This window comes from Pseudomonas sp. P2S-1 (assembly GCF_057197725.1).
This window is the reverse complement of record NZ_CM170068.1, coordinates 67161-82572: the sequence shown is the minus strand read 5'-3', so window position 1 is coordinate 82572 and position 15412 is coordinate 67161. Positions and strand designations below refer to the sequence as shown.

Below are 15412 nucleotides of genomic sequence, written 5' to 3'. Positions count from 1 at the left end.
TCCTCATGCCTGATCGTCCAGAAACCTGGGCCTGGCTCGCGGCTTGGCTTGAACACAACTGGCCTGGTTTGTACGCCGGCTTCCTCGCTCTTGTAATTGCAGCGTTGCGCGTCATCTACGGCGGCGGATCCTTGCGGCGGGTTGCGGTCGAGGCTCCGCTCTGTGGTGCGCTTGCTCTATCGGTCAGCCACGGCCTGTCGCTGATCGGCATCCCACTGAGCGCCGCCCCGTTCTTCGGCGGAGTAATCGGCCTACTCGGCGTCGAGGTCACCCGGGCGGCCGCGAAGAAGTTCTTTGTTCGTAAAGGAGAGGCAGCATGACCACGTTGCGACATGGCGACCGCTCGCAGGCGGTCCGCGACCTGCAGCGCAAACTCAACGCCCAGGGCGCCAAACTGGTGGACGACGGCCACTTCGGCGACGAGACCGAAAAGGCCGTGGCCGCTTACCAGCGCCGGGTCGGCCTGGTTGACGACGGGGTCGCTGGCCCGAAGACCTTGGCCAGCCTGAACGGTGCGAGTTGCCAGGTGCTGCTGAAGGGTGCGGACCTGGCCAACGCCGCCCTGCGCCTCGGCGTACCGGTCGCTGCCGTCTATGCGTTGAACGAGGTCGAGTCCAAGGGCCGCGGCTTCCTGGACAACGGCAAGCCCGTCATCCTCTTCGAGCGGCACATCATGTACCGTCAGCTGCAAGCGGCCCGGGGCACCGACGCCGACCAGGCCGAGCTGCAGAAGCGAGCCGACAGCCTGGCTGGTCAGTTTCCCGCACTGGTCAACCCCAAACCCGGCGGCTACTCCGGCGGTACCGCCGAGCACCAGCGCCTGGCCAGCGCACGCCAGCTCGACGACAGCGCCGCCCTGGAGTCGGCGTCCTGGGGCGCGTTTCAAGTGATGGGCTACTGGTGGGAGCGCCTTGGCTACGCGAGCGTGCAAGACTTTGTCGCTGCGATGTCCCGCAGCGAAGCCGACCACCTGGACGCGTTCGTCCGCTTCATCGAAACCGATCCGGCTCTGCACAAGGCGCTCAAGGCCCTGAAGTGGGCGACCGTGGCGAGCCTATACAACGGCCCGGACTACAAGCGAAACCTGTACGACGTGAAGCTGCAGCGGGCTTTCGAGCGTTACCAGGACAGCGCGGGGGTGGCTGCATGAGCAACGCACAGCAGGAAACTGAACGTTTCCCATACGGCGAGCTGATTCGGCGCATGTCCAGTCTTTCCCCCGCAGGATGCCTTGCCGTGCTCCTGCCGGCAGGCACTCCATTCGATCAGTGCCGGAAAATGGCAGATGCCCTGCAACAAGTGATGGCAGTGCCACCATTGGTGATCTGCGGTGATCTGGAGGTGCTGGACGAAGCGGAAATGAACGCCGCCGGCTGGTATCGCAAATGATCGACATCCGCACCGGCGCCCTGGCCGGCGCGCTGATCATCGCCGCCGGCGCCGGACTCTGGTCGCTCGCGCAGCACCAGCTCCTCAACGCCGCAGATGAAACCAAGCTGCTCCTCAAGGACCAGGTCGAAACCGCCCAGGGCGAAGCCCGAAAGAACCTGGCCACCGCCACCGAACTGAAACAAACCCTGAACCGCGAGCGCGAAACCCAAGCCCAGCAGCTCCAGCTCCTCGGCGAGCTGCGCCTGGGCCTGGCCGATCGCCGCCGCCAGATCGAGGACCTCAAGCGTGAGAACGACGAACTTCGTCAATGGGCTGACCAGCCTCTGCCTGCTGCTGCTCGCCGGCTGCGTGAGCGCCCCGCCGTCGCAGGCGCCGACGCTTATCGTGACTGGCTGTCCCGCGGTGGTGCCGTGCACCCTGCCGGCGACGGCACCAGCGAACAACGGAACCCTGCTCAGTGACCAGGACCTGATCGAGCAAGCCTGGGCCGAATGCGCTGCCCAGGTCGACCGCGTCTACAAGCACCAGGTGAACACCGATGAACAAACCCGATAGCCTGCGGAACCACCTGCTAGCGGAGGTGCCCGGTCTGGCCCACAACCCCGACCGCCTGCTGACCTTCATCGACAAGGGCAAAGTCCGCTGCACGGCCGCACCGACGCTGTCCTTCGAGTACGAGTACACGCTGCAGATGATCCTCACAGACTTCCCCGGTCATCCGGACAGCGTGATGATCCCGATCCTCGGCTGGGTTCGCGTGAATCAGCCGGAACTGCTGGCCAACCTGGACAAGTCGAAAGAAGGGCTCAAGTTCGAAGCCGATATCCTGGATAAGAGCAAGGTCGATCTGAGCATCTCCCTGCCCCTGACCGAGCGTGTCCTGGTCAAGCTGAACGACCAAGGCAGGTACGACGTGAGCCATCCAGCCGACCAGGGCTATCAGCCGTACGTGCCGCAAGGCCCGATTGAGATCTACGCCAACGGCGAACACCTAGTGACCTACCAGCCACCGGCCCCACCGGACGGTATGGCCCTGGCCACCCCGCACCCACGGCGCCCAAGCAATGGCTGACCTTGAAGCACTCGACGGCTGGATGAGCCCGCTGCTGCAGCGGATCGCCCCTGCAGAACGCGCAAAACTCAGCCGCTCGATAGCCACACAGCTGCGCCGCTCCCAGCAGAAGCGCGTCGACGCCCAGCGCAACCCGGACGGGTCGGCCTACGCCCCGCGCAAGCCCGGCAAGCTCCGAGACAAGCAGGGCCGGATCAAGCGCAAGGCGAAGATGTTCAAGAAGCTGCGCTCGGCCACATGGATGAAAGCCCGGGGCGACAAGAGCCTGGCAACGGTGGGCTTCACCGGACGCATCGCACGGATCGCTCGCGTGCACCAGGAGGGCCTCCGCGACCGCGTCGAACCCCGTGGCCCGTCTGCCCTATACGAAAAGCGCGAGATCCTCGGCATGACCGACGCCGACCACGACCTGATCCGCACCGCACTGCTCGAGCACCTATCCCTGTAACGCCCGCTCCTACAACCGCGCCGTGCTGCGCGCGCACGAGCGCGGCGCCACCATCGGCGCCATGAACGATCTCCCAACGCTCTCCCGACTGCTGGAAAACATGGTCCGCTTCGGCACTATCGCCGCGGTGCAGCATGTGCCGCCCCGCGTGACCGTTAGTACCGGCGACCTGGTGACCACCTGGTTGCCGTGGGTTGCCGGGCGTGCCGGCGAGGATGTCGAATGGGATCCGCCAACACCTGGTGAACAGGTACTCCTCATTTCGCCGAGCGGCCAGTTGGCGAACGGCGTTGTGTTCACCGGTCTATTCAGCGACTCGATACCGGCCAATGGCGACCGCGCCGGCCTGCACCGCCGGACCTACCGCGACGGCGCCGTGATCGAGTACGACAGCGTCGCCCACCACCTCAACGTCACGCTGCCGGCCGGGGGCACCACCAACCTGGTCAGCACTGGCGGCATCACAATCGAGGGACCAATCACACACAAGGGCGACTACATCCAGACCGGTAACCAGACGGTGACCGGAAAGGTCACCGTGAGCCAGGACGTGATCGCCGGCGGCATCAGCGTCGTGCACCACAAGCACAGCGGCGTGACGCGCGGCGGTGGTACTACAGATGGGCCGCAGCCATGAACCGCAAAAACGGCAGCACGCTGACGGAGCTTGAGCACATCACCCAGTCCGTCGAAGACATCCTCACCACCCGCCTCGGTACCAGAATCGCCCGCCGCGAGTACGGCAGCCTGCTGCCGGAGCTGATCGACCAACCGCAGAACACCACGACCAGGATCCGCCTGATCGCCGCCACCGCAATGGCCCTGGTGAACTGGGAGCCACGGATCAGCCTGTCGCGTGTGCAGTTCAACATTTCCGACCTGTCGGGCCGCGCCGAGCTGGAGATCGACGGCGTCCTGGTCGACCGCAACGAGCCATTCAACATCAGCAGTACCTTGCAACTGGGGGCCAGCACATGAACACATTCACCCCGATCGACTTCAGCCTTCTGCCGGCGCCGGCTGTCGTCGAGCAGATCGACTTCGAAGCGATCCTGCTTGAGCGCAAGGCCTACATGATCAGCTTGTGGCCTGCGGAGGAGCAGGCCGAGATCGCCGGACGCCTGGAGTTGGAGTCAGAGCCATTGACCAAGCTCCTGCAGGAGAACGCCTACCGCGAAACAGTCTGGCGGCAGCGCTGCAACGAGGCAGCCCTAGCAACGATGCTGAGCACCGCTAGGGGATCGGACCTCGACCAACTCGCCGCCAACGTCAACGTGCGGCGTCTGGTGATTCGAGCCGCGGCGCCCAGGGCGATCCCGCCGATCGCGCAGGAGCTGGAAAGCGACGACAGCCTGCGTGAGCGAGCGCAGATGGCTTTCGAGGGCCTCAGCACCGCCGGCCCACGGAACGCCTATATCTTTCACTCCAGAGCAGCTGATGGCCAGGTCGCTGACGCCTCGGCCGAAAGCCCATCTCCAGCCGTAGCGGTGGTCACTATCCAGTCCACCGCCGGGGACGGCTCCGCGCCTCAAGCACTGCTCAACACGGTCCGCGCATATCTGAACGACGAAGACCGCCGCCCGATCGGTGACCGGCTAACCGTCCAGGGCGCGGAGATCCTGCCCTACCAGATCGTGGCGAGGCTTTTCCTCAGCACGCCAGGACCTGAAGCCGAGCCGATCCTGGCGGCCGCGCGCCAGAAGCTGGAGGCCTACGTCCACCAGCGGCGCCGGCTGGGCTTGCAAGTGTCGCAGTCTGCTATCCACGCAGCGCTTCATGTGGAGGGCGTGCGCAAGGTCGAGCTCGAAGGATGGCAGGACATCAATGCCAGCCCGGCGCAAGCCCCTCATTGCATCGATATCGACCTCGTAGCGGTCGTGGACGCATGACTACCTTGCTGCCTGGCAACGCGACGGTCCTGGAACGCCAGGCCGCAGAGGCGCTGGCTCAGATCCAGCGGGTACCGATCCCGATCAGGGATCTTGTCAGCCCTGACCGGTGCCCATTGCCACTCTTGCCATATCTGGCCTGGGCCTTTTCGGTCGACCGTTGGGATTCCCGGTGGCCGGAAGCGGCAAAGCGCGCCGCGATCAGGGCATCCCATTTCATCCATTCCCGCAAGGGCACCATCGGCGCACTCCGGCGTGTCGTCGAGCCGCTGGGCTACCTGATCGAGGTTGTCGAGTGGTTCAACACGGTGCCGGCAGGGATACCGGGCACCTTCGCTCTGAAGATCGGCGTGCTCGACACCGGCATCACCGACGAGATGTACCAGGAGCTGACCTGGCTGGTGGACGACGCCAAGCCACTGACCCGCCATATGACGGGTCTGGCCATCGTCCTGGCCAGCAGCGGCTACTTGCAGCTCGCCGCAGGCCTCTACGAGGGCGACGAGATCGACATCTATCCGCCCACTTTCCGCGACATCGAAGTCACCGGAACCTTCGGCCACGCTGGCCGGGGCCACACCATCGAAACCCTGGACGTTTACCCATGACCGACCAAAACAGCCAGTTCTTCGCGATCCTGACCGCGATCGGCGAAGCCAAGCAGGCAAATGCCGATGCCCTGGGCATTCCCTGGAAAATCACCCAGATGGGCGTTGGTGATGCAAACGGCGCTGACCCCATCCCGTCTCGCGCACAGACCACCCTCGTTCACGAGACCCGCCGCGCACCGCTGAATGGACTCAAGATCGATCCGGCCAACCCAAGCATCATCATCGCAGAACAGATCATCCCGCCGGACGTCGGCGGCTGGTGGATTCGGGAGATCGGCCTTTACGACGCGGACGGAGACCTGGTCGCTGTCGCCAACTGTGCGCCGAGCTACAAGCCCTTGCTTAGCCAGGGCACGGGCAAAACCCAGGTTGTGCGCCTGAACCTGATCGTGACCAGCAGTGCGAATGTGCAGTTGAAGATCGATCCAGCGGTGGTACTGGCGACCCGTGAGTATGTTGATATCTCCATAGTCAACTCGCTCCCTCGCAACAAGATCCCCGGTGTGTATACCCAGGTACAGACCGATGAGCGTGGCGTTGTTCAGAAGGGCCTCAACCCGACGACATTGGCGGGATATGGCATTACTGATGCCTACTCGAAAAGCGGTGGAGAAATTGATGGGCACGTCACCCTTCTCCAGGCGCGAAGCTTGTACCTACGCGCAGGGCAAACAGAATCCTTCGCTTCCGGCCTCGTCGGAACCTCAGACGCTAACCAAGCCCAGGGCGGCATCGGTTTCTGGGGTAGTCAGGCGCGAGGGTATTCCCGCGCTTACCTCGCACTCGGCGAGACGCCTTGGGCAAACGGCTGGGGAGTCAGGGTCGATCGGGACACTGGCGTGGAAGTGTCCGGTCCGGTCAAGTTCACCGGCGTCATCGAGGGCAACGGCGCGAAGATCAGCAACATCCCGTGGGCAGGTATCGCCAACCCTCCAAATACGCTCCAGGGCTACGGCATCCTCGACGCAGTACCGAAGTCTGGCGGTGAGATCAACGGTCATCTGCTGATGAACAGCGCCCATAGCATCATGCTACGGGCTTCGCTGACCGAGTCTTTTGCCTCCGGCTTGGTCGCGCTGACTGATACCGATCAGACGCAGGGCGGTATCGGTTTTTGGGGTGGTTTGGCCAGCGGCTACACCCGTGCCTACCTCGCGCTCGGGGAGACACCTTGGGCGAACGGCAACGGTATTCGGGTAACTGCAGCAGGGGTGGAACTGAGCGGCGCGGTTACGTTGATGAACAAAATCAGCGGGGATGGCTCGGGATTGCACTCTCTAAGCCTTCCATTCTCCCGCGTCACCAGTACACCAACGACGCTGGCAGGATACGGCGTGCCTCTAGCGAGTCAGTCAGAGGCGGAGTCTGGCGCTGACACAAACAAGCCTATGAGTGCCTTGCGGGTGTTTCAGGCGATCGCTGCGAAAGTTGTCCAAGCCTCCGAGAGCACTCTCGGCATTGCCCGGATTGCCTCACAGGTCGCGGTCAACGCCGGCACTGATGCGCTCGCGTTCGTCACTCCGAAAACGCTGATCAATGGTCTGTCGATGGTGGCTGGCCCGCAAGGTTGCATCCGGCTGCCGAGCTGGCTCGGCGGCGTGATGGTTCAGTGGGGAACCGGGCCTGCTATTGCGGCGAGCCAGACGATTTCGATCACATACCCGTTGGCGTACCCGAATGGGCACTACATGACGTGCGTCTGCAACAACTACGGCTCCGGTGACTCGACGGTTCGGTCGTCGCTCGGCGTCAGCTACCAGGGAACGGAGACCTTCAGCGTGAGCGCTGCCGGCTCAGTGGGTCAACCAAGCGTTCCTTGGTTTTCAATCGGTCATTGAGGGCCTGAATCATGCGTTACTACTACTCGCCAAATACTCAGGGCTTCTACGCCGACGGCGTGCACAAGGGGGCTATCCCCGGGGATGCGATTGAAATCAGTCGTCAGCAGCACCTGGACTTCCTGAACGGACTCGCTTCGGGTCAGCACATACAACTCACCGACGGGGCCCTTGAACTGGTGGATGTTGAGCCCGATCTGGAAACCCCGGAGCGGGCTTGGCGCGACGGAGAACTGGCGGCGGTTACATGGTTTCGGGACCGTCACCGTGATGAGCTCGATATCGGCATGCCCACCACACTGACCGTCGAGCAGTTCACCGAGCTGCTGACGTACATGCAGGCATTGCGCGACTGGCCCGCTTCTGAGCATTTCCCCGACGCAAACATGCGTCCAGCCCCACCAGCGTTCCTGTAACGGACCGCTATACAGGCCGCGTTGCTCGCCGCAGCATCGCACGCGCGGCAGCCTGTGCAGTGTCATCCCCACTGCACAGGCACTCAACCATGGCCGGCGAATATCACCACGGCGTGCGCGTCCTCGAAATCAACGAGGGCACCCGCCCGATCCCCACCGTTTCTACTGCCGTCGTCGGCCTGGTCTGCACGGCAGACGATGCTGACGCCACGGCTTTTCCCCTCGACACCCCTGTTCTGCTGACTAACGTCCAGGCCGCGATCGGCAAGGCCGGCACCACCGGCACCCTGGCCGCAAGCCTTCAGGCGATCGCTGACCAGACTAAGCCCGTGACCGTGGTCGTGCGCGTGGCCACCGGCGCCGACGCGGCCGAGACCACGAGCAACCTCATCGGCACAACTACAGCAGAAGGCAAGTACACCGGCATGAAGGCCCTGCTTGCGGCCAAGACCCGGCTCAAGGTCACGCCTCGGATCCTGGGCGTGCCCGGCCTGGACAGCCTGCCGGTGGCCACCGCTCTGGTAGCGATCGCCCAGCAGTTGCGCGCATTCGCGTATGTCCGCGCTGATCAGTGCAAGACCAAGGAAGAGGCCGTGGCCTACCGCGAGAACTTCGGCGCCCGTGAGGTGATGGTCATCTGGCCCGACTTCGAAGCCTGGAGCACCACCACCGACAGCACCGTCACCGCCCCGGCCGTCGCCGTCGCCTTGGGCCTGCGCGCCAAGCTCGACCAGGAGGTGGGCTGGCACAAGACCCTGTCGAACATCCCGGTCAACGGCGCCACCGGGATCAGCGCGGACGTGTTCTGGGATCTGCAGAACCCGGCGACCGACGCCGGCTACCTCAACGAGAACGAGGTCACCACGCTGATCAATGAAGGGGGCTATCGCTTCTGGGGCAGCCGGACTTGCTCCGCCGACCCGATGTTCGCTTTCGAGAACTACACCCGAACCGCCCATGTTCTGGCCGACACCATGGCCGAGGCCCACATGTGGGCGAACGACAAGCCGATGCACGCCTCACTGATCCGCGACATCCTCGAAGGCATCAACGCCAAGTTCCGCGAGCTGATCTCCGCCGGCTATCTGATCGGGGGCAGCGCCTGGTACGACGAGACCGCCAACGACAAGGACACGCTCAAGGCCGGCAAGCTGTACATCGATTACGACTACACCCCCGTGCCGCCGCTCGAGGACCTCACGCTGCGCCAGCGCATCACCGACCGCTACCTGGTGGACTTCGCCAGCCGCATCAACGCATAAACGGAGGTCACGCACATGGCCATGCCCCGCAAACTCAAGAACATGAACCTGTTCAACGACGCCAACAGCTACCTGGGCGTCTGCAAGTCGGTCACCCCTCCGGTACTCGCCCGCAAGATGGAGGCGTATCGCGGGGGCGGTATGAATGGGCCGGTAAAAGCCGACCTGGGCTTCTCGGACGACGGCCTGCAGGTGGAGTTCACCCTGGGTGGCCTCGACCTGATCACCCTCCGCCAGTTCGGAGCAATCAGCGCATCCGGCGTGATGCTGCGCTGGGCCGGCAGCTACCAGCAGGACGATACCGGCGAATACACCAGCGTTGAGATCGTTGTGCGTGGCCGGCACGAGACCCTGGACGGCGGCGAAGCCACCCCGGGCGAGGACACCGAGCACAAGGTCACCACCACCTGCAGCTACTACAAGCTGATCGTGAACGGCGAAACCATCGTCGAGATCGATCTCCTCAACTTCATCGAAATCATCGACGGCGTCGACATGCTCGCCGAGCAGCGCCGTGCACTCGGCATTTAACCTCTGGAGCCTCACATGAAAGAAACCACCGAAGTCCAGCCTCTCGCCATTCCCGACAACGTCGCAGTGCTGGACACACCAGTGAAACGCGGCAACACCGAAATCGCACAGGTCACTGTGCGCAAGCCGTCGTCGGGTGAACTGCGTGGCCTGCACCTCTCCGAACTGCTGCAGCTGGACGTCGCCAGCCTCATCAAGCTGATTCCACGGATCACCGAGCTGAACGAGCAGGAAGTCGCGAAGCTGGAACCGGCCGACCTGGTCGAGATCGGGACGAAGGTCATCGATTTTTTGGTGCAGAAGCGGACGAAGAAGGACGCATCGCTCGTTGCGTAGAAGACTGCATGGCCGATGTGGCTGTGATTTTCCACTGGGCGCCGGCCGATATGGACCGGTTCTCGCTGAAGGAACTGATGGACTGGCGCGAGCGGGCTCGCGTCCGGAGTAGCAGCAATGGCAAATGACCTGCGCTTGAGGGTCGTGCTCGATGCGATCAACCGTGCCACCGGCCCTCTGCGGCAGATCAACCAGGGCAGTACGGAAACTGCCCAGGGCCTCAAGGCCGCTCGCGAGCGGCTGAAGGAGCTGAACGGCCAGCAGCGCGACGTCACCGGATGGCGGCAGCAGCACGCCCAGGCACGCGAAACTGCCAAGGCCTTGGATGAAGCCCGCGCCAAGGTCCGGCAGATGGGCCAACAGATGTCGGCCACGTCGAACCCCACCAAGCAGATGAACACCGAGTTCCAGGCGGCGATCCGCGCAGCCAACGATCTCAAGCGCAAGCACCAGGAGGAGCAGGACGCTCTCCGGGGCTTGCAGCGCCGGCTCAGCGACGCCGGCATCAACACCCGCCAGCTCAACCAGCACGCCGGCAACCTTCGGCAAGAGCTGGCACGAACCAACCAGACAATCGCCCAGCAGGAAGAACGGCTCAAGCGCCTGGCGGCCACTCAGCGCAGAGCTGCGGAGGCCAAGGCAAAGCTGGAGAAAGCCCAGGCCCGATCCAGCAACATGGCGACCACCGGCGCCGCCGGCGTGGCGACCGCTGCCGGAATGGCCGTGACCGGGGCCAGCCTGGTCGCGCCACAGCTGGAAGTGCAACAGCAAGGCTCGATGATCGCTGCGCAGAACGGAGAGTCCGCAGACCGTGCCGGCCAGTATGAAACCCTGATTCGCAATATCCGAACCGACGGAGTGGCAACCGAGATCGGGGAGATCAGCACTGCTGTCAGCGCTGCGAAGAGCACTCTGGGCGCCCTGGGTCCAGTGGCGGATAAAGAGCTGGACAGTGCTGCACGCAAGGCGCTCAACCTGGCCAAGACCATGGGTATCGACGTAGTCGAAGCCATGCAGATGGTTGGCATCATGATGCAGAACAAGCTCGCGAAGGACAGCAACCAGGCGTTCGACATGGTCACTGCCGGTTTGCAGAAGGTGCCCATGGCCATGCGCGGTGAGATCCCGGAAATTCTGCATGAGTACTCGACGCACTTCCGGAACATGGGTTTCTCCGGCAGCGAGGCGATAGCGTTGCTCGTTGACATGTCGAAACAGGGCAAGTTCGCACTGGACAAGACGGGCGACGCGATCAAAGAGTTTTCGATCCGTGGCTCGGACATGTCGAAGTCGAGTGTCGAGGCCTACAAGTCGATCGGACTCAACGCGGAGAAGATGTCTTCAGCAATCGCAAAGGGTGGCCCGGACGCAAAACAGGCGATGGAAAAAACTGCAACGGCACTGCTCCGTATCAAGGATCCAGCCGAACGAGCCAACGCGGCCATCGCCCTATTCGGTACGCCGATCGAAGATCTGTCGATCGACCAAATACCGGAGTTCCTGAAGAAGCTGACCGGCGCCACTCAAGGTCTGGGCGACTTCACTGGGGCGTCCGACAAGTTGGGCGACTCCCTTCGAAACAACCTTGGCGGCGATATCGACAAACTGACCGGGGCATGGGGAGCCTTGCTTGGGGCACTCATGGAGGGCGAGAACGGCGTGTTGCGCGACCTGGTACAGAGCGTCACCGAGGTACTGGGAAGCCTGCGCACCTGGATCCAGGCGAATCCAGAACTTGCCGGCGCCATCGCAAAGGGCGCCGCGGCCATCGCGGTGCTGATCGGCGGCATGGGCGCGCTGACAGTTGCGCTGGCCAGCATGCTCGGCCCGTTTGCAATGGTCCGCTATGGCATGGCCATGTTCGGGGTACAGAGCGCCGGCATGGCGCCCGGCCTCGGCAAACTGGCCGGCGTAATGAAAGGCGGGCTGTTGACCGCGATTCGGGTTGTCAGCACGGCCCTGTGGGGGCTAGCGATGAACCCGGTCGCCCTGGCGATCGCCGCTGTTGTCGTGGCGCTGGCCGGCGCCGCGTACCTGATCTATCAGAACTGGGACGCCGTGAAGGCCTACTTCGTCAACGCCTGGGCCGAGATCAAGGCGGGCTTCAGCGGCGGCATCACGGGCATCCTTGGCGTGCTGATCAACTTCAACCCGATGGGGCTGATGTATCAAGCGTTCGCCGGTGTGCTCAATTACCTAGGGCTTGACCTGCCGATGCGGTTCACCGAGTTCGGCGGCATGATCGTGGAAGGCCTAGTCAATGGGCTGACGGCTGGGCTGCGCAGAGTGAAGGACGCTGTCGCCGGCCTGGGCGACGGCACAATCGGATGGTTCAAAGAAAAGCTGGGCATCCACAGCCCGTCGCGCGTCTTTGCTGAACTGGGCGGCTTCACAACTGAGGGCCTCGCCCAAGGCCTCGATGCCGGCGCCAAGTTGCCGCTCGATGCAATGAACAGGATCAGCACGCAGCTGACGGCCACAGGAATCGATATCAAACCGCCGGTACCGGGCCTCGGCCAAGACTCACCAGTCCGTGCTGCTGCTGACCTGGTCGGAGCCCAGCGCCAGGGAAATCGGCCCGGAATGGCACTGACTGCCGCGTCGGGCGTAGCGATCGACGACCGCCCGCCGATCGCTTCGGCGCCGGCAGCGAGCTACGACAGCCACGACGTGATCAACATCAACATCCAGCCGACGCCAGGCATGGACCCACAAGCAATCGCCCGCGCAGTCAGCGCCGAGCTGGACCGCCGCGACCGCGAGAAGTCCGCACGCCAGCGCAGCCGCCTTTCCGATTCGGAGTAACCCGCCATGATGCTCGCCCTGGGCATGTTCGTTTTCAGCCTCAGTACCCTCGCGTACCAGGAGCTGCAGCGCCAGACCAACTGGCGCCACGCCTCGAGCAACCGGATCAACGCACAGCCGGCGCTGCAGTACACCGGCCGCGGCGACGAGAGCATCACGCTGCCGGGCATCCTGCTGCCCGAGCTGGCCGGCGACGTGATCAGCCTCGATGAGCTACGCGCCATGGGCAACACCGGCAAGTCATGGCCACTGGTCGAGGGCACAGGGAGGGTCTACGGGCTGTACGTGATCGAGAGCCTCAGCGAGACCCAGTCTGTGTTCTTTCAAGACGGCACGCCGCGCCGAATCGAATTCAACCTGTCGCTCAAGCGCGTCGACGACGGCCGATCTGACCTTGTCGGGGCCCGGGACCGGAGCAACTCCAACATTCTCAGGACGCTGATTCGATGACCACGGAACAAGATCAGTACGCCGCATACCTCCGGGACGTAAGCGAGAGCCTGCGCCGTGATGGCAGCTACTCGGTACCGGGCTTTCGCCTGACGGTGGACGGTAAGGACATCGCACGCATGATCGCGCCGCGGCTGATCAGCTTGCAGCTCACCGACAACCGCGGGATCGAGGCCGACCAGCTCAGCATTTCCCTCAGCGACCACGACGGCCTGCTGGCCATCCCGCCCAAGGGCGCCACGATCCGGCTCTGGCTGGGCTGGAGCGACACCGGCCTGGTCGACAAAGGCACCTACACCGTGGACGAGACGGAGCACAGCGGGGCGCCGGACGTGCTCAGCATCCGCGCCCGGTCGGCGGATCTGCGCGGCGGGCTCAAGACCAAGCGCGAACGCAGCTGGAGCGGCACCACCCTTGGCCAGGTCCTTGGCGATATCGCCGCCGGCAACGGTCTGAAGACCAGCATCGCGCCGGCAATGATGGAGCAGGCGATCAAGCACCTGGATCAAGCGAACGAGTCCGACGCCAACCTGCTGACCCGCCTGGGTCAGACCTACGACGCTGTCACGAGCGTCAAGGCCGGGTGCCTGGTCTGCCTGCCGGCCGGCGGGGGCAAGACCGCCAGCGGCGCCGCGCTGCCGCACATCACGCTCACCCGCCAGGACGGCGATGGCCACCGCTTCCTACAGGCAGATCGGGACAGCTTCACCGGGGCCAAGGCCTACTACTACGACGTGGGCAGTACAAAGAAACAGGAAGCGATAGCCGGCACCGGTGACAAGCTGAAGGACTTGCGACACACGTACAGCGACCGGGAATCAGCGCTGCGGGCGGCTCGATCGGAACTGAACCGCCTGGAGCGCGGGAGTGCGACGCTCAGCTACAACCTGGCCAAGGGCCGGCCGGAGTTGATTCCAGAGCTGACATACACATTGCGGGGCATCAAGGCGGAGATCGAAGCCATTACGTGGTACGGAGGAAATGTGCAACACAGCCTCACGGCCGATGCCGGCTACACCATGAGCCTGGAGTTGGAAAGCAAGCTGCCGGACGACAGTGTCCAAGGGCTCTACGACGAGCCAAAAGACGGGAAGTACACGGGCGTTGTAGCGTTCTATAACGACAAGGCCACAGGAAAGGAAGTCGCATTGGTAGTAGGGGATGCGACCAAGCCGAAACGGATCAGTCGCGTTTTTGATTCTGAGAGGTCTGCAAGAATCACTGCAGAAAAAGCGTGGAGCAGAGTCAAAGAGCAAGATAGCAATTATTCGACTTTATCCGCCTCATAGGCATCAGCGTTTTTCTCTAGAAGGGAGCGAATATTATTGACATGCCTTCCAGCCTTGAACTTACCAGAGTCATGGATGCCCAAGAAACCACGAACTGCGATAAACACAGAAAAAGAATCGAAGACCCCGTAAGCAATAGAGTCCGAACTCTTCGGGTATCCCGGCACAAGATAGCGAATTTCCAACTTCTCATGACCAGGATTTACCAAAACAGTCCAAAAAGGGTCAAAATTCAATTTCATACCCTTAATGAAAATACCCGCTGACATGAGGTACCGATTAACATCAAATGTTTTTTCATCCTTCCCCATTTCTTCAATCAGGATATTTGCACATTTTTCCATTCGAGAAAGCCATTCATCGCAGTGCTGCCCATGCCAATCTTCGTTTACCGCTCCGCTCTTTGGAAACACTATGCTGTAAAGCTCAGCCACGACCACGGATGTCACAGAAACGGCTTTTCCGGTTATTTCCTGGCAAGCGTTTGTAACAATCTTTTCAAAGCTTTCTCGGTGCTTAAGGTAGTTACCGAAGCGATTATTTTTTATTGCCTCGGCATATTGTTTATTCATAATTCCAATTTGCAACGACGCTTCCATTGACCTCTGTATTGCCGCGACCATGGCAATCAGGGGTAGAGAGAGACCGGCAACAGCAATGGGAAGCTTGTATGTTTTAAGAAAAGTTTCCACGCAATCCGAAGTCATACAGAACGTTAAACTGCTCTCAGCGCGATAGATTAGAACCATGAGGCAAGCGCCCAACAGCAACGGCACATACAATGCCACCTTGAAGATTACAGTTTGAGCCAGGTGCTGATGATTCATAATTAAATCCATTTTTGAGATTACAAAAAATCCCCAGCAACGCTGGGGATCTCATTTTTTAGCGCGAGTTTTTTCGCTCAAACGCCATTAGAATCATAATTACTGACTGCTGCTGATTTTGATCACAACTCAAAAACAGACGGATTAATTTAACCAGATCCTTGATTTTGGTCAGCTTGACTCTAAGCATCGAACAACTCCTTAACCGAGCGCTCGGCACCTTCATGGCGCCGTACTAAACGCTCG

General features: G+C 62.2%; 20 protein-coding genes and 1 pseudogene. 20 read left to right on the top strand and 1 reads right to left on the bottom strand.

Annotated elements, in window-relative coordinates:
• Nucleotides 1–5 precede the first annotated feature (5 nt).
• The 20 genes and pseudogenes from AC2CQI_RS00415 (at nt 6) to AC2CQI_RS00320 (ending at nt 14339) form a co-directional block, all read left to right on the top strand.
• Nucleotides 6–320 (top strand): phage holin, lambda family, encoded by a 315-nt coding sequence (locus AC2CQI_RS00415; RefSeq protein ID WP_484578760.1) that lies wholly within the window; start codon nt 6–8, stop codon nt 318–320.
• Nucleotides 317–1150, top strand: coding sequence for an N-acetylmuramidase domain-containing protein (locus AC2CQI_RS00410; RefSeq protein WP_484578759.1), 834 nt, complete (start codon nt 317–319; stop codon nt 1148–1150). The genes AC2CQI_RS00415 and AC2CQI_RS00410 overlap by 4 nt, the downstream gene beginning before the upstream one ends.
• A complete protein-coding gene (locus tag AC2CQI_RS00405; protein WP_484578758.1) occupies nt 1147–1389 on the top strand; it encodes a hypothetical protein in 243 nt (80 codons plus the stop codon). The genes AC2CQI_RS00410 and AC2CQI_RS00405 overlap by 4 nt, the downstream gene beginning before the upstream one ends.
• Nucleotides 1386–1757 (top strand): annotated as a pseudogene (locus tag AC2CQI_RS00400) (Rz-like lysis system protein LysB); the annotation flags it as partial. The gene AC2CQI_RS00405 and the pseudogene AC2CQI_RS00400, both read left to right, overlap by 4 nt.
• Nucleotides 1678–1947 carry an Rz1-like lysis system protein LysC gene (lysC, locus tag AC2CQI_RS00395; protein ID WP_484578757.1) on the top strand — a complete coding sequence of 90 codons (270 nt, stop codon included), beginning with the start codon at nt 1678–1680 and terminating at the stop codon, nt 1945–1947. The pseudogene AC2CQI_RS00400 and the gene lysC, both read left to right, overlap by 80 nt.
• On the top strand, nt 1931–2464 hold the full coding sequence (locus AC2CQI_RS00390; protein WP_484578756.1) for a phage tail protein: 534 nt from the start codon (nt 1931–1933) through the stop codon (nt 2462–2464). The genes lysC and AC2CQI_RS00390 overlap by 17 nt, the downstream gene beginning before the upstream one ends.
• Nucleotides 2457–2912 (top strand): phage virion morphogenesis protein, encoded by a 456-nt coding sequence (locus tag AC2CQI_RS00385; protein ID WP_484578755.1) that lies wholly within the window; start codon nt 2457–2459, stop codon nt 2910–2912. The genes AC2CQI_RS00390 and AC2CQI_RS00385 overlap by 8 nt, the downstream gene beginning before the upstream one ends.
• 61 nt (nt 2913–2973) lie before the next feature.
• A complete protein-coding gene (locus AC2CQI_RS00380; protein WP_484580564.1) occupies nt 2974–3549 on the top strand; it encodes a phage baseplate assembly protein V in 576 nt (191 codons plus the stop codon).
• Nucleotides 3546–3890 (top strand): GPW/gp25 family protein, encoded by a 345-nt coding sequence (locus AC2CQI_RS00375; protein ID WP_484578754.1) that lies wholly within the window; start codon nt 3546–3548, stop codon nt 3888–3890. The genes AC2CQI_RS00380 and AC2CQI_RS00375 overlap by 4 nt, the downstream gene beginning before the upstream one ends.
• Entirely contained in the window at nt 3887–4801 is a 915-nt protein-coding gene (locus AC2CQI_RS00370; protein ID WP_484578753.1) for a baseplate J/gp47 family protein, read from the top strand. Before AC2CQI_RS00375 ends, AC2CQI_RS00370 begins: the two co-directional genes overlap by 4 nt.
• A complete protein-coding gene (locus AC2CQI_RS00365; protein WP_484578752.1) occupies nt 4798–5409 on the top strand; it encodes a phage tail protein I in 612 nt (203 codons plus the stop codon). The genes AC2CQI_RS00370 and AC2CQI_RS00365 overlap by 4 nt, the downstream gene beginning before the upstream one ends.
• Nucleotides 5406–7250 (top strand): phage tail protein, encoded by a 1845-nt coding sequence (locus AC2CQI_RS00360; RefSeq protein WP_484578751.1) that lies wholly within the window; start codon nt 5406–5408, stop codon nt 7248–7250. Before AC2CQI_RS00365 ends, AC2CQI_RS00360 begins: the two co-directional genes overlap by 4 nt.
• A gap of 11 nt (nt 7251–7261) precedes the next feature.
• Complete coding sequence (locus AC2CQI_RS00355) at nt 7262–7666, top strand: phage tail assembly chaperone (protein ID WP_484578750.1); 405 nt, start codon at nt 7262–7264, stop codon at nt 7664–7666.
• A gap of 89 nt (nt 7667–7755) precedes the next feature.
• A complete protein-coding gene (locus AC2CQI_RS00350) occupies nt 7756–8928 on the top strand; it encodes a phage tail sheath protein (protein ID WP_484578749.1) in 1173 nt (390 codons plus the stop codon).
• 15 nt (nt 8929–8943) lie between these two features.
• Entirely contained in the window at nt 8944–9459 is a 516-nt protein-coding gene (locus AC2CQI_RS00345; RefSeq protein ID WP_484578748.1) for a phage major tail tube protein, read from the top strand.
• A 15-nt stretch (nt 9460–9474) separates the two neighbouring features.
• On the top strand, nt 9475–9795 hold the full coding sequence (locus tag AC2CQI_RS00340) for a phage tail assembly protein (RefSeq protein ID WP_484578747.1): 321 nt from the start codon (nt 9475–9477) through the stop codon (nt 9793–9795).
• Nucleotides 9796–9803: 8 nt separating this feature from the next.
• Nucleotides 9804–9923 (top strand): GpE family phage tail protein, encoded by a 120-nt coding sequence (locus tag AC2CQI_RS00335; protein WP_484578746.1) that lies wholly within the window; start codon nt 9804–9806, stop codon nt 9921–9923.
• The gene (locus tag AC2CQI_RS00330) at nt 9913–12600 is read left to right on the top strand and encodes a phage tail tape measure protein (RefSeq protein ID WP_484578745.1); all 2688 of its coding nucleotides are present in this window, start codon (nt 9913–9915) and stop codon (nt 12598–12600) included. Before AC2CQI_RS00335 ends, AC2CQI_RS00330 begins: the two co-directional genes overlap by 11 nt.
• 6 nt (nt 12601–12606) lie before the next feature.
• Nucleotides 12607–13050: a phage tail protein gene (locus tag AC2CQI_RS00325; RefSeq protein WP_484578744.1), complete on the top strand. Its 444-nt coding sequence runs from the start codon at nt 12607–12609 to the stop codon at nt 13048–13050.
• Nucleotides 13047–14339 carry a phage late control D family protein gene (locus AC2CQI_RS00320; RefSeq protein ID WP_484578743.1) on the top strand — a complete coding sequence of 431 codons (1293 nt, stop codon included), beginning with the start codon at nt 13047–13049 and terminating at the stop codon, nt 14337–14339. The genes AC2CQI_RS00325 and AC2CQI_RS00320 overlap by 4 nt, the downstream gene beginning before the upstream one ends.
• On the opposite strand, the gene AC2CQI_RS00315 is transcribed toward AC2CQI_RS00320, so the two are convergent.
• The gene (locus AC2CQI_RS00315) at nt 14315–15166 is read right to left on the bottom strand and encodes a hypothetical protein (RefSeq protein ID WP_484578742.1); all 852 of its coding nucleotides are present in this window, start codon (nt 15164–15166) and stop codon (nt 14315–14317) included. The two genes, AC2CQI_RS00320 and AC2CQI_RS00315, sit on opposite strands and share 25 nt — an antisense overlap.
• Nucleotides 15167–15412: the final 246 nt, after the last annotated feature.

Coding starts and splice junctions, on each gene's coding strand:
- AC2CQI_RS00415 (WP_484578760.1), top strand. CDS start 6: ATGCCTGATCGTCCAGAAACCTGGGCCTGGCTCGCGGCTTGGCTTGAA.
- AC2CQI_RS00410 (WP_484578759.1), top strand. CDS start 317: ATGACCACGTTGCGACATGGCGACCGCTCGCAGGCGGTCCGCGACCTG.
- AC2CQI_RS00405 (WP_484578758.1), top strand. CDS start 1,147: ATGAGCAACGCACAGCAGGAAACTGAACGTTTCCCATACGGCGAGCTG.
- AC2CQI_RS00390 (WP_484578756.1), top strand. CDS start 1,931: ATGAACAAACCCGATAGCCTGCGGAACCACCTGCTAGCGGAGGTGCCC.
- AC2CQI_RS00385 (WP_484578755.1), top strand. CDS start 2,457: ATGGCTGACCTTGAAGCACTCGACGGCTGGATGAGCCCGCTGCTGCAG.
- AC2CQI_RS00380 (WP_484580564.1), top strand. CDS start 2,974: ATGAACGATCTCCCAACGCTCTCCCGACTGCTGGAAAACATGGTCCGC.
- AC2CQI_RS00375 (WP_484578754.1), top strand. CDS start 3,546: ATGAACCGCAAAAACGGCAGCACGCTGACGGAGCTTGAGCACATCACC.
- AC2CQI_RS00370 (WP_484578753.1), top strand. CDS start 3,887: ATGAACACATTCACCCCGATCGACTTCAGCCTTCTGCCGGCGCCGGCT.
- AC2CQI_RS00365 (WP_484578752.1), top strand. CDS start 4,798: ATGACTACCTTGCTGCCTGGCAACGCGACGGTCCTGGAACGCCAGGCC.
- AC2CQI_RS00360 (WP_484578751.1), top strand. CDS start 5,406: ATGACCGACCAAAACAGCCAGTTCTTCGCGATCCTGACCGCGATCGGC.
- AC2CQI_RS00355 (WP_484578750.1), top strand. CDS start 7,262: ATGCGTTACTACTACTCGCCAAATACTCAGGGCTTCTACGCCGACGGC.
- AC2CQI_RS00350 (WP_484578749.1), top strand. CDS start 7,756: ATGGCCGGCGAATATCACCACGGCGTGCGCGTCCTCGAAATCAACGAG.
- AC2CQI_RS00345 (WP_484578748.1), top strand. CDS start 8,944: ATGGCCATGCCCCGCAAACTCAAGAACATGAACCTGTTCAACGACGCC.
- AC2CQI_RS00340 (WP_484578747.1), top strand. CDS start 9,475: ATGAAAGAAACCACCGAAGTCCAGCCTCTCGCCATTCCCGACAACGTC.
- AC2CQI_RS00335 (WP_484578746.1), top strand. CDS start 9,804: ATGGCCGATGTGGCTGTGATTTTCCACTGGGCGCCGGCCGATATGGAC.
- AC2CQI_RS00330 (WP_484578745.1), top strand. CDS start 9,913: ATGGCAAATGACCTGCGCTTGAGGGTCGTGCTCGATGCGATCAACCGT.
- AC2CQI_RS00325 (WP_484578744.1), top strand. CDS start 12,607: ATGATGCTCGCCCTGGGCATGTTCGTTTTCAGCCTCAGTACCCTCGCG.
- AC2CQI_RS00320 (WP_484578743.1), top strand. CDS start 13,047: ATGACCACGGAACAAGATCAGTACGCCGCATACCTCCGGGACGTAAGC.
- AC2CQI_RS00315 (WP_484578742.1), bottom strand. CDS start 15,166: ATGAATCATCAGCACCTGGCTCAAACTGTAATCTTCAAGGTGGCATTG.